The sequence below is a fragment of the Streptomyces ficellus genome, from assembly GCF_009739905.1.
Classification (GTDB): domain Bacteria; phylum Actinomycetota; class Actinomycetes; order Streptomycetales; family Streptomycetaceae; genus Streptomyces; species Streptomyces ficellus_A.
Window position 1 is genome coordinate 5,189,705 of the sequence record NZ_CP034279.1, and the last position, 12,357, is coordinate 5,202,061.

Below are 12,357 nucleotides of genomic sequence, written 5' to 3' on the forward strand. Positions count from 1 at the left end.
CCGGGGCCGCGGCCGGTCCCCGAGTGTACGGGAATTGACGATTCGTCAGAACAGGGCGTGCCCGGCCGGTGCCGTGCCCCGCGGTGCCAGGCGTCCATCGAACGCAGCAGTTCGGGGTGCACGGGGCGGGCCGGGCGCCGAGCCTGGTCCCATGGGTATCCGACCATGGGTGGTCGTCGAGCCGCCCGGCCGGCGTGGCCTGCGCCGCATCACCGTCAGCGGGGAGACGGTGGGGAGCGCGTGGTCCCTCCGCGAGGCGCGGAAGGTGCTCCGCCGGCACGGCTGCCCCGACGACCTGGACCTGGACGACCCCCGGTACGTCCACTGGCGCGGCGGTGGCAGCGACGTGTGGCCCGACGGGGACGGCTGGTCGCGGCGCGTGATCATCGCCGTCATGGTCGCGGGGATGCTCGGTTCGCTGGCCCTGCACGCCGTCGTCGGCTGGGCGGACGCCTTCGGAGCGCTGACCTTCGCGCAGCGCCTGGTCGGGGTGATGTTCCTGCTGGCTGCCGCGGTCCAGGGGGTGGCGACGCCCGCGGTCGCCGACTACTGGGGTCGCCGGCGGGTCCGGCTGTCCGGAGCGCTGGTCCTCGTCGGCGCGCTCATGACGCTGGCGACGACGAGCATCCTCCTCTTCCTCTGGATCGAGGAGAGGGAGTTCGTGGTCGGGGTCCTGGCCTTCCTCTCCCTGTGGCTCTGGTCGCTGTGGGCCCTCCACCTCCTGGTCCGCGAACAGGTGTGGACGGAGGTGCCGTACCCCAGGAAGATCGCGGCCGGGGTCGTCGTCACCGCGCTCCTGACGGCCGTCAGCCTGGGCTACTCGGTCGTCTACCAACCGATCGCCGCACCCCTGCACTTCGTCCTCCGGTCGGAGTTCGGCAAGCCGTGGGCGGACGCCGATTCGCCCTACATGCACGTTCCGGTGACGTTCTACGCCAAGAACGCCGGGGGGATCCCGGCCTACCTGGTCGTCGACGAGTTCACGGTCTTCGGGTACTCGTCCGATTTCTCGCCGCAGGGCAGGGGGCTGCGGGAATGGAGGAGCGACGAGGGCCCGGGAGGGTCGAAGGCGGAGGCCGAACGGTATGTGAGCAATGTGGAACGTGAGATCGTCGCGTCCGGCCAGTTCCAGGGGCCCGGGTCGACCCTGGACGTCGGTGAGGAGTTCCGGAAGGAAAAGGTGATCACGCTTCCCAGGGATGCCGAGTACCAGACCCTGGACGCCCAGCTCCGGTTCGCGGTCCTGAGGGAGGACCGCGGAAAGCTCGACCAGGACTTCTCCTACGAGAAGTACTCGTGGAGCAAGTCGGCGGGAAGGTACTACTGCCCGCCCGACGACTGCGACCCGCGGCTCATCTACCACGGCCGGGTGCGCTACAACAACAACCTGATCAATCTGACCAGGAAGCCGCGCTACGTCGCGGCCTTCTGGTCTCCGGAGAAGAAGCCCGACGTCTTCATCTCCTCGTTCGACTTCGAGAAGAAGGCCGAATCCGTCTACGACATCTACGAGGCCCTCGACGTCAAGGAGCTGGAACGGGAGGCCGCGAGGTACGGCCTCGGCTGGTTCAAGGCCAACTCCGGGGCCTCGGTCAAGGGGTTGCTGAAGCAGGCGCGGTCCTGAGGGGCTTCGCGTACGGAGCCTGGTCATGGGGGGCGGCACCTGGTATCAGTTTCTGAAACACCGTCAGAAACTGTGGACTGACCGGAGGCGCTGCCATGGCCGAGCTGGGCGGACTGGTCGAGCACGGGAAGCTGTTCATCGGCGGGGAGTTCGTCGACCCGGTCGGAACCGGCACCATCGAGGTGGTCTCGCCGCACACCGAGCAGGTCATCGGCCGCGTGCCGCACGCCGCCGAGGCGGACGTGGACCGCGCGGTCGCGGCGGCCCGCCGGGCCTTCGACGAGGGCCCCTGGCCGCGGATGCCGCTGGAGGAGCGGATCGCCGCCGTGACCCGCATCAAGGACGCCTTCGCCGTACGGCACGAGGAGATCGCCCGGACGATCAGCGCGCAGAACGGCTCCCCCTACTCGTGGAGCGTCCTCGCGCAGGCGCTCGGCGCGATGATGGTGTGGGACGCGGCGATCACGGTCGCCCGCGACCACCCGTACGAGGTGGAGCGGGCCGGCGTCCTCGGCCCGATCCTGGTGCGGCGCGAACCGGTCGGGGTGGTCGCGGCGGTCGTGCCGTGGAACGTCCCGCAGTTCACGGCCGCCGCGAAGCTGGGCCCGGCGCTGCTGGCCGGGTGCACGGTCGTCCTCAAACCGTCACCCGAATCGCCCCTGGACGCGTACCTGCTGGCCGACATCGCGAGCGAGGCCGGGCTGCCGGAGGGCGTCCTGTCGATCCTGCCCGCCGGCCGGGAGACCGGCGAGTACCTGGTCGGCCACCCCGGCGTCGACAAGGTCTCCTTCACCGGCTCGGTGGCCGCCGGGAAGCGCGTCATGGAGGTCGCCGCCCGCAACCTCACCCGCGTCACCCTGGAGCTGGGCGGCAAGTCCGCGGCCGTCGTCCTCCCCGACGCCGACCTGGACGCGGCGGTCGCCGGGATCGTTCCGGCCGCGTGGATGAACAACGGCCAGGCGTGCGTGGCGCAGACCAGGATCCTCGCCCCGCGCTCCCGCTACGACGAGTTCGCCGGGGCGCTCGCGGCGGCCGCCGGGGCGCTGGTGGTCGGCGACCCGCTCGACCCGGCCACCCAGGTCGGCCCGCTCGTCGCCCGGCGCCAGCAGCAGCGGTCCCTCGACTACATCCGCACCGGCCAGGAGGAGGGCGCCAAGGTCCTCGCGGGCGGCGGCCGCCCGCCCGGCCCGGAACGCGGCTGGTACGTGGAGCCGACCCTGCTCGGCGACGTCGACAACCGGATGCGGGTCGCCCGCGAGGAGATCTTCGGCCCCGTCATCTGCCTCCTGCCGTACGAGGACGAGGACGAGGCCCTCGCGATCGCGAACGACTCGGACTACGGCCTGAGCGGCAGTGTGTGGACCGGGGACGCCGCCCGCGGCGTGGACTTCGCCCGCCGGGTGCGGACGGGCACCTTCAGCGTCAACACCTTCAGCCTCGACATGCTGGGCCCCTTCGGCGGCTACAAGAACTCCGGCCTCGGGCGGGAGTTCGGGCCCGAGGGCTACGACGCGTACCTGGAGCACAAGATGATCCACCTCCCGCCCGGCCACCGGGCGTCGTGATGGGCGACCGCTGGCACGTGGAGGTCGACCGGGCCGTGTGCATCGGATCCGGCATGTGCGTGAACCTCGCCCCGGACGGCTTCGCCCTGGACACCGCCCGGCAGTCCCGGCCCCGGGCCGCCGGGACGGACCCCGACGAGCGCGTCCTCGCGGCGGCCGAGGGCTGCCCCGTGGAGGCCATCACCCTCACCCTGGCCGACGGCGGGGAGCCGGTCTTCCCGCCTCGCGAGGAGTGAACCGGCGAAGCGTGGAGGAGTCGCGGAGGAACGGCGCGCGGCGCCCGTCATTGCACCGGCCGACCCGTTCCCGCGTGCGAAACTTCTTTCTTGATCACGGGGGCACGGGGCCCGCGTGCACACATGATTGGGACGTTCGTGCGCAAGGCGAAGGCGGCCGTGGCCGCAGGAGTGGTGCTGCTGGTCGCGGGCTGCGGCGGCGGAGGTACGGACACGACGACGGGCGAGGCGGCCCCCTCGTCCGCCGCCTCGGCCCCGGCGGGCGGCGCGGGCGCGGAGGCCGGCGGCGGCCTGGACGCCGCCGCGGTGACCAAGGAGATCTCGGCCGCGGCGACGGCGGCGGGCTTCACCGAGGAGCCCTCCGACGAGGACGTCCCGCCGGCCCTCAAGCCCTGCATGGTCTCCTGGCAGGTCGACGACAAGAAGGCCGGCGACTCCAAGAAGTCCTACGACGCCACCCTCGCCGCGCTCACCGAGGGCGGCTGGAAGCAGTCACAGAAGTTCGACCAGAAGGGCTCCGTCATCACCTCGCTGGACAAGAGCGGCTGGACGATGAAGGCCAGCCATCACGGCCAGGGCGGCTTCCTCGTCGTCTCGTTCATCGCCACCGACAACGGCCCGAAGTGCGAGAAGCTCTTCCAGCAGGACCTGGAGAAGAACAAGACGGCCCAGTAGCCCCCGCCCGCCCCCGCCCCTTCCGCGGGCGCCCCGCGTCCCCGTACGGCCCTCAGGCCGGGCCCGTACCGGGCGGGGGCGGCGGCGGGGCCGTGAGGTCGATCAGACGGCACACCGTCTCGATGTCGATCTTCACCTGCGCGATGGACGCCCGGCCCGACAGCCAGGTGATCAGCGCCGAGTGCCAGGTGTGCTCGATCACCCGCACGGCGGACAGCTCCTGCGGCGTCGGGTGCTCCTGGCCCATCGCGTCCAGGATGATCGCCGTCGTCTGCCGCGAGACCGTGTCCACCTCCGGGCTCACACTGCGGTCCGCGAACGTCAGCGCCCGCACCATCGCGTCCGCCAGATGCGGCTCGCGCTGGAGGGCGCGGAAGGCGCGCATCAGCGTCTCCGCCACCCGCTCCGATGCGGTCTCCCCGGCCGGCGGCCGCTTCCGCAGTGTGGTGTGCATGTGGTCCAGCTGGTCCTGCATGGTGGCCACCAGCAGATGGATCTTGGACGGGAAGTACCGGTACAGCGTGCCCAGCGCGACCCCCGCGGCCTCGGCGACCTCGCGCATCTGGACGGCGTCGAAGCCGCCCCGGCCGGCCAGCTGCGCGCTGGCGTGGAGGATCCGGCGGCGGCGCGCCTCCTGGCGCTCGGTGAGCGGCGGCGACGCCGGTCTGACTTCCCCTGTCATAGGTCCCGTTCCGTTGTTCCGTTCCATGGCGCGCCGACGGGGGCGCGGGGCCGGTGCCGCCGGTGGCCCGCCGTGGCGTGAATCACCTGATCCGGCCCTCACACCCGCGCTACCTGCCGGTAGATTCGAAGCTCCTTGAACGACCAAGTCTGAAACTTGTTCTAGATTAGCGCGACCGGTTACGCTCCGGCGAAACGCAAGGCAGAAGGGGGCCGCGAGTGACCGCTGAGGCCATAGAGGCAGGCCCCCGCGGCGGTGGCACCGGAGGCGGCGACGCCACCCCGCTGCGCATCGCGCTCCTCACGTACAAGGGGAACCCGTTCTGCGGCGGACAGGGCGTCTACGTGCGCCACCTCTCCCGCGAACTCGCCCGCCTCGGCCACCACGTCGAGGTGATCGGCTCCCAGCCCTACCCCGTACTCGACGAAGGCGTCCCCCTCACCGAGCTGGCCAGCCTCGACCTGTACCGGCAGCCCGACCCGTTCCGCACCCCGAAGCGCGACGAGTACCGCGACTGGATCGACGCCCTCGAGGTCGCCACCATGTGGACCGGCGGCTTCCCCGAACCGCTCACCTTCTCGCTGCGCGCCCGCCGCCACCTGCGCGCCCGGCGCGGCGCGTTCGACGTCGTCCACGACAACCAGACCCTCGGCTACGGCCTCCTCGGAGACATCGGCGCCCCCCTCGTCACCACCGTCCACCACCCCATCACCGTGGACCGGCAACTGGAGCTCGACGCCGCCGGCGACTGGAAGCGCCGCGCCTCCGTCCGCCGCTGGTACGCCTTCACCCGCATGCAGAAGCGCGTCGCCCGCCGCCTCCCCTCCGTGCTCACCGTCTCCGGCACCTCCCGCGACGAGATCACCGAACACCTCGGCGTACGCCAGGACCGCATCCGCGTCGTCCACATCGGCGCCGACACCGACCTGTGGTCGCCCGACCCCGCCGTCCCCGAGGTCCCCGGCCGCATCGTCACCACCTCCAGCGCGGACGTCCCCCTCAAGGGCCTCGTCCACCTCGTCGAGGCCCTAGCCAAGCTGCGCACCGAGAACCCGGACGCCCACCTCGTCGTCGTCGGCAAGCGCGCCGAGGACGGCCCGGTCGCCCAGGCCATCGAGCGGTACGGGCTCGACGGCGCCGTCCGCTTCGTCAAGGGCGTCACCGACGCCGAGCTGGTCGACCTCTACCGGGGCGCCCAAGTGGCCTGCGTACCGTCCCTGTACGAGGGGTTCTCGCTGCCCGCCGCCGAGGCCATGGCCACCGGCACCCCCCTGGTCGCCACCACCGGCGGGGCGATCCCCGAGGTCGCCGGCCCCGACGGCGAGACCTGCCTCGCCGTCCCGCCCGGCGACGCGGGCGCCCTCGCCGCGGCGCTCGGCCGGCTGCTCGGCGACACCGCACTGCGCACCCGGCTCGGCGCGGCCGGCCGCACCCGGGTCCTGGACCGGTTCACCTGGGCCCGCGCCGCCCAGGGCACGGCGGAGCTGTACCGCGAGGCGATCGCCGCGCGCGGAGCCCGCCGATGACCGCCCACCCCGCGACCTCCCCCACCGCACACACCACCCCGGACCGTGAAAGCAGGCCGCACCCGTGCTGACCGTCGACTTCACCCGCTTCCCGCTCGCCCCCGGCGACCGCGTCCTCGACCTGGGCTGCGGCGCGGGACGGCACGCCTTCGAGTGCTACCGGCGCGGAGCCCAGGTCGTCGCCCTCGACCAGAACGGCGAGGAGATCCGCGAGGTCGCCAAGTGGTTCGCCGCCATGAAGGAAGCCGGTGAGGCACCCGCCGGGGCCACCGCCGCCGCGATGGAGGGCGACGCCCTCAACCTGCCCTTCCCCGACGAGTCGTTCGACGTCGTCATCATCTCCGAGGTCATGGAGCACATCCCGGACGACAAGGGCGTCCTCGCCGAGATGGTCCGCGTCCTCAAGCCCGGCGGCCGCATCGCCGTCACCGTGCCCCGCTACGGCCCCGAGAAGGTCTGCTGGGCGCTCTCCGACGCCTACCACGAGGTCGAGGGCGGCCACATCCGCATCTACAAGGCGGACGAACTCCTCGCCAGGATCCGCGAGGCCGGACTGAAGCCCTACGGCACCCACCACGCCCACGCCCTGCACTCGCCCTACTGGTGGCTGAAGTGCGCCTTCGGCGTCGACAACGACAAGGCGCTGCCCGTGCGGGCGTACCACAAGCTGCTGGTCTGGGACATCATGAAGAAGCCGCTCGCCACCCGCCTCGCCGAACAGGCCCTCAACCCGGTCATGGGCAAGAGCTTCGTGGCGTACGCGACCAAGCCGCACCTCCCCGCGACGGCCGCCAAGTGACCTCCCCCGAGCGCACCGAGCACCTCGTCCTGCCCGGCGTCCTCACCGCCGAGGAGGCCGCCGAGACCGTCGCCGGCATCCTCGCCGTCCAGCGCGAGGACGGCGCCATCCCCTGGTTCCGCGGCCACCACCTCGACCCCTGGGACCACACCGAGGCCGCCATGGCCCTGGACACCGCCGGCGAGCACGCCGCGGCCGCCCGCGCCTACGAGTGGCTCGCCCGCCACCAGAACGACGACGGCTCCTGGTACGCCGCCTACCACGACGGCGACCACACCCGGGTCACCGACCACGGCCGGGAGACCAACTTCTGCGCCTACATCGCCGTCGGCGTCTGGCACCACTACCTCGCCACCGGCGACGACACCTTCCTCGACCGCATGTGGCCGGCCGTCCACGCCGCCGTCGAGTTCGTCCTGCGCCTCCAGCAGCCCGGCGGCCAGATCGGCTGGAAGCGCGAACCCGACGGCACCCCCGTCACCGACGCGCTGCTCACCGGCTCCTCCTCCATCCACCAGGCACTGCGTTGCGCCCTCGCCATCGCCGAGGAGCGCGAGGAGCCGCAGCCCGGCTGGGAACTGGCCACCGGCGCGCTCGGCCACGCCGTCCGCCACCACCCCGAGCGGTTCCTCGACAAGAGCCGCTACTCGATGGACTGGTACTACCCGGTCCTCGGTGGCGCCGTCACCGGCGCGGCGGCCAAGGAGCGCATCGAGAGCGCCTGGGACGACTTCGTGGTTCCCGGCCTCGGCGTCCGCTGCGTCCTGCCCAACCCCTGGGTCACCGGCGGCGAGAGCTGCGAGCTGGCCCTGACGCTCTGGGCGATGGGCGAGTCCGACCGCGCCCTGGAGATCCTCCAGTCCATCGCCCACCTGCGCGCCCCGGGCGGCATGTACTGGACGGGTTACGTCTTCGAGGGCGACCGCGCCGTCTGGCCCGAGGAACTCACCACCTGGACGGCCGGCTCCCTGCTGCTCGCGGTGGCCGCCCTCGGCGGCGACGAGGCCACCACGGCGGTGTTCGGCGGCGACCGCCTGCCGAGGGGCCTGGAACCGGACTGCTGCCGCTGACCGGCCCGACCCGTATATGACCGGATTCGTGCGCAACCATCCGGCTCTCCCGGCCGTCCCACACGTAAAGAGCACCAGCGGCAGGGGAGAACGATGAAACGACGCACCACGGCACTGGCGACGCTCCTGCTCACCGGCGCCGGTCTCGGCATGCTGACCACCCCGGCCACGGCGGCACCGGTCGCCGCCGCGCGGGCCGCCACCGTCTGCCCCACCGGCTGGGGCAGCGTCCAGAAGACCGCGACCGCCGCCGCGACCGCCTCGCTGACGGACATCAGGACCGGCCGCCACGACTGCTTCGACCGCATGGTCTTCCACGTCCCCGGCGTCGGCACCGGCAAGGTCGGGTACGACGTCCGGTACGTCGAGCGGATCTACCAGGACGGCTCCGGACGCCACATCCCGGTCGCCGGCGGCGCCGTCCTCGAAGTGCGCCTGTCGGCCCCCAGCTACGACCCGGAGACCGGCGCCGCCACCTACCGCGGCAAGGTCGCCCAGCCGCTGCCCGGGGTGGACCTCACGGGCTACCGCACCTTCCGGGACACCCGGTTCGTCGGCAGCTTCGAGGGCGACACCCAGGTCGGCCTCGGCGTCCGCGCGCGGCTCCCGTTCCGGGTCCTCCACCTGTCCGACCGCCTCGTGGTGGACGTCGCCCACACCTGGGGCGCCACCCGCTGACCGCGGCGCGGGCGCTCGGCGGCGCCAAGCGCAGGGGCCGGGACACGTGGCGGGTCGACGCCCACCGCTGTCCCGGCCGCGGCCACCCGGAGCCGTCGCCCGCGACCGGGCCTGAGGCGGTCAGTACCGGCGCAGGCGGCCGGCGAGGGCGTGGCCCGCCAGGAGATAGACCAGGGCGGCGAGGCCGTAACCGAACACGACGCGCAGCCAGGCCGTGTCGAACGTGAACAGGTCGTGCGACCAGCCGGCCAGCCAGCGGGCGGTTTCCTGGATGAAGTTCACCAGGTCGTTGGCCCGGTTGGCGTCGAAGAGGTACATCAGGATCCAGAGGCCGATGATGGCGGCCATGACGTCGGCGACGACCGCTATGACGGTCGCCGCCTGTGCGCTTCCGCTTCTGCGACGGGGAGACATGCGGTACGCGTTGCCGCTCCGGTCCGTACGAAACCCGCCGCCCCGCCCACCGGTCCGGCCCGGCCCGAACCGGGGGCGCTACGCGTTGAGTTCGGCCAGCACCCGCAGGGTGGCCGGGTCGGGGGCGGTGACCAGGAGGTCGGTGACCGGCCCCGCGCGCCACAGCTCCAGGCGTTCGGCGATCCGGCCACGGGGGCCGGTCAGGGAGATCTCGTCGGCGAAGGCGTCCGGGACGGCGCGCACCGCCTCCTCGCGGCGCCCCCGCGCGAACAGCTCCTGCACACGGCGGGCTTCGGCCTCGTACCCCATGCGCGCCATCAGGTCGGCGTGGAAGTTGCGGGTGGCGTGGCCCATGCCGCCGATGTAGAACCCGAGCATCGCCTTGACGGGCAGCAGGCCCTCGGCGACGTCGTCGCACACCCGCGCGCGGGCCATGGGCGCGACCATGAACCCGGCGGGCAGGTCCGGCAGGTCGTACGCGCCGGGCCGCAGCGGCGACCAGTACAGCGGCAGCCAGCCGTCGGCGATCCGCGCCGTCTGGGCGACGTTCTTCGGGCCCTCCGCCCCCAGCAGGACCGGCAGGTCGGCGCGGAGCGGATGGGTGATCGGCTTCAGCGGCCTGCCGAGGCCGGTGCCGTCCTCCCCGGCGTACGGGTGCGGGTGGAACCTGCCGTCCAGCACCACCGGCCCCTCGCGCCGCAGGACTTGGCGGACCACGTCGACGTACTCCCGCGTCGCGGTGAGCGGCGAGGCGGGGAACGGGCGGCCGTACCAGCCCTCGACGACCTGCGGCCCGGACAGGCCGAGCCCCAGCATCATCCGGCCGCCCGAGAGGTGGTCCAGGGTGAGCGCGTGCATCGCGGTGGCCGTCGGCGTCCGGGCGGCCATCTGCGCGATCGCCGTGCCCAGCCGGATCCGGCTGGTGTGCGCCGCGATCCAGGTGAGCGGCGTGAACGCGTCCGAGCCCCACGCCTCGGCCGTCCACACCGAGTGGTAGCCGAGCCGCTCGGCCTCGCGGGCCAGTTCGAGGTGGCCGGTCCCGGGCCCGCGCCCCCAGTAGCCGAGTGCCAGTCCGAGCCGCATGACCACGCCTCCTGACGATCCGTCAGCACGTCGCGGCGACTGTACGGCAACGGCCCCCCGCCCGGAAGGGCGAGGGGCCGCCGGCCACGCTTGGGGGATCAGCCGCGCTGGATGCCCGTCGTGTCCTGGAGCACACCACGGCGGCCGTCCTGCGTCTGGGCCACCAGGCCCGGGCCGCGCTGCTCCACCGCCAGGTACCAGGTGCCGGGCGCCAGCTCCGCGATCGGCGTCGGCGAACCGTCCTCGCCGTACAGCGGGCGGGCCACCGGAACCGCGAACCAGAACGGCGAGAAGTCCGAGCCGGACGCCGACTGGTCCTGACCGCCCTGCGAAGGCTGCGCCGGGGCCTGCGAGGCCTGCGCCTGCGGACCGGGCTGGCCCGCCGGAGCCGGCTGCGGCTGGCCCGGCTGACCGGCCTGCGCACCCGGGTAGCCGTAACCACCCTGGGGCTGGCCGCCGTACGGCGGCTGCTGGGCGCCGGGGTAGCCGTACCCGGCCTGCGGCTGACCGCCGTAGGGCTGGGGCTGCTGCGGGCGCGGGGCGCCCATCAGCGGGGCCTTGAGGGCCGGGACGAGCGGAGCGGCGACCGCGGCGGCGGCCAGCACGATCGTGGCCAGCAGGCCCAGGATCATGCCCGCGCCCGCGTCGGGCTCCCAGTCGATGATCGTCCAGAACGCCGTCCACAGCGCGAAGATGCAGAACGCCACACCGAACTGGCCCAGGTCGATACCTGCGACCTTGCGGCCGGGCATCCCGCGCCCGACCACGATCAGCGCCGCGCCGATGACACCGGAGAGGAACATGCTCATCAGCAGGCCCAGGGAGTCCCAGGCGTTGGCCGTGTCGTAATTGGAGCAGTCGATGCCGGCGGGGCAGTCGACGCCGGGGGTAAGGCCGAGGAACGAGGCGATGAACAGCACCACCGCTGCTCCGATCACCACGCCATCGCCTCGAGTGAGGGAGCGGATGTTCACGTGTAAGAGTCCTTCGTCGGTTCGTCTCGTCGGGGTGGCGCGGTGCACGGGGGTGGCCGGCCCCATCGTACGGATGCGGTACGGATTCGGGCCCGGGGTGATCCCGGACCCCCGGCAGGCTACCGCCCGCCGGACCTAGTCCCGCAGGTAGGTACTGACGCCGGCCGCGATCCCACGGGCCGCTTTCTGCCGCCATGCCGTGTCTGTCAGCAATGCGGCGTCCTTCGGGTCACGCATATTGCCGCATTCGACGAACACTTTGGGCACGGTCGACAGATTCAGTCCGCCGAGATCCTTGCGGACGTCCAAACCGGTGCCCCCGCCGATGTAGTTGGCCGGAGCGGTCCCGGTGGCGAGGGCGAACTCCCGCGCGACGCGCTCGCCGAGGGCGCGCGACGGGCCCACGATGCTCGTGGTGTCGGCCGTGCCGCCCTTGACCAGCGCGGGGAGGATCACATGGAAGCCGCGGTTGCCGGTGCCGGAGCCGTCGGCGTGCACGGACACCACCGCGTCGGCCTTCGCGGCGTTCCCGATCCGGGCCCGCTCGTCGATGCACGGCCCGTAGGGGCGGTCGGCGTCCTGGGTGAGGACCACCGTCGCGCCCTGCTGCCGGAGCAAGGTGCGAAGACGGTGTGAAACATCCAGGGTGAATGCGGCTTCCGTGTAACCGGAGTTCGTGGACGTCCCGGTGGTGTCGCATTCCTTACGGTTCGTTCCGATGTTGACCGACTGGTTGATCTCATGGGGGTGCTCGAAGTTTCCCGGATTGTGACCTGGGTCGATCACCACGGTCTTGCCGGCCAGGGGCGCCGGAGGCGCGGGGGTGACCGGGGACGCCAGGGGCGCCCCGGACGGACCGGGCGCGGGCCGCGCCTCCGGGGGCAAGCTCCGGGCCGGGCCGCTCGTCACGGCCCACACCAGCCACCCCGCCAGCGCCGCCGGAACCAGCGCGGCGCCCGCGAGGGCGAGCTTCGAACGGCGGCGCGGGACTTGCGAACTGTCGTCGTGGTGCACACCGCCACCCTAGGTCG

General features: G+C 72.7%; 13 protein-coding genes. 8 read left to right on the forward strand and 5 right to left on the reverse strand.

The window, feature by feature from the left end; translation table 11 throughout:
• The first annotated feature begins 151 nt into the window (after nt 1-151).
• The 4 genes from EIZ62_RS23265 (at nt 152) to EIZ62_RS23280 (ending at nt 4,100) form a co-directional block, all read left to right on the forward strand.
• Nucleotides 152-1,624: an MFS transporter gene (locus EIZ62_RS23265; protein ID WP_156694635.1), complete on the forward strand. Its 1,473-nt coding sequence runs from the start codon at nt 152-154 to the stop codon at nt 1,622-1,624.
• A gap of 104 nt (nt 1,625-1,728) precedes the next feature.
• Entirely contained in the window at nt 1,729-3,189 is a 1,461-nt protein-coding gene (locus tag EIZ62_RS23270; RefSeq protein WP_156696555.1) for an aldehyde dehydrogenase, read from the forward strand.
• Nucleotides 3,189-3,425, forward strand: coding sequence for a ferredoxin (locus EIZ62_RS23275; protein WP_156694636.1), 237 nt, complete (start codon nt 3,189-3,191; stop codon nt 3,423-3,425). The genes EIZ62_RS23270 and EIZ62_RS23275 overlap by 1 nt, the downstream gene beginning before the upstream one ends.
• Before the next feature lie 123 nt (nt 3,426-3,548).
• Nucleotides 3,549-4,100 (forward strand): hypothetical protein, encoded by a 552-nt coding sequence (locus EIZ62_RS23280; RefSeq protein WP_244375921.1) that lies wholly within the window; start codon nt 3,549-3,551, stop codon nt 4,098-4,100.
• Between the two features lie 52 nt (nt 4,101-4,152).
• Here the strand turns inward: EIZ62_RS23280 and EIZ62_RS23285 are convergent, their stop codons facing one another.
• Complete coding sequence (locus EIZ62_RS23285; RefSeq protein ID WP_156694637.1) at nt 4,153-4,782, reverse strand: TetR family transcriptional regulator; 630 nt, start codon at nt 4,780-4,782, stop codon at nt 4,153-4,155.
• Nucleotides 4,783-5,000: 218 nt separating this feature from the next.
• Between EIZ62_RS23285 and EIZ62_RS23290 the strand changes: the two genes are divergently transcribed.
• The 4 genes from EIZ62_RS23290 (at nt 5,001) to EIZ62_RS23305 (ending at nt 8,855) form a co-directional block, all read left to right on the forward strand.
• A complete protein-coding gene (locus EIZ62_RS23290; protein WP_156694638.1) occupies nt 5,001-6,308 on the forward strand; it encodes a glycosyltransferase family 4 protein in 1,308 nt (435 codons plus the stop codon).
• 64 nt (nt 6,309-6,372) lie between these two features.
• The gene (locus EIZ62_RS23295) at nt 6,373-7,107 is read left to right on the forward strand and encodes a class I SAM-dependent methyltransferase (protein WP_156694639.1); all 735 of its coding nucleotides are present in this window, start codon (nt 6,373-6,375) and stop codon (nt 7,105-7,107) included.
• Nucleotides 7,104-8,177, forward strand: coding sequence for a prenyltransferase/squalene oxidase repeat-containing protein (locus EIZ62_RS23300; RefSeq protein ID WP_156694640.1), 1,074 nt, complete (start codon nt 7,104-7,106; stop codon nt 8,175-8,177). The genes EIZ62_RS23295 and EIZ62_RS23300 overlap by 4 nt, the downstream gene beginning before the upstream one ends.
• 93 nt (nt 8,178-8,270) lie before the next feature.
• The gene (locus EIZ62_RS23305) at nt 8,271-8,855 is read left to right on the forward strand and encodes an AMIN-like domain-containing (lipo)protein (RefSeq protein WP_425281840.1); all 585 of its coding nucleotides are present in this window, start codon (nt 8,271-8,273) and stop codon (nt 8,853-8,855) included.
• Between the two features lie 120 nt (nt 8,856-8,975).
• On the opposite strand, the gene EIZ62_RS23310 is transcribed toward EIZ62_RS23305, so the two are convergent.
• The 4 genes from EIZ62_RS23310 to EIZ62_RS23325 form a co-directional block, all read right to left on the reverse strand.
• The gene (locus EIZ62_RS23310; protein WP_156694641.1) at nt 8,976-9,269 is read right to left on the reverse strand and encodes a hypothetical protein; all 294 of its coding nucleotides are present in this window, start codon (nt 9,267-9,269) and stop codon (nt 8,976-8,978) included.
• Between the two features lie 78 nt (nt 9,270-9,347).
• A complete protein-coding gene (locus EIZ62_RS23315; RefSeq protein WP_156694642.1) occupies nt 9,348-10,352 on the reverse strand; it encodes an LLM class F420-dependent oxidoreductase in 1,005 nt (334 codons plus the stop codon).
• 98 nt (nt 10,353-10,450) lie between these two features.
• Complete coding sequence (locus EIZ62_RS23320) at nt 10,451-11,293, reverse strand: hypothetical protein (protein ID WP_244375923.1); 843 nt, start codon at nt 11,291-11,293, stop codon at nt 10,451-10,453.
• Between the two features lie 168 nt (nt 11,294-11,461).
• A complete protein-coding gene (locus EIZ62_RS23325; RefSeq protein ID WP_156694644.1) occupies nt 11,462-12,340 on the reverse strand; it encodes an N-acetylmuramoyl-L-alanine amidase in 879 nt (292 codons plus the stop codon).
• Nucleotides 12,341-12,357: the final 17 nt, after the last annotated feature.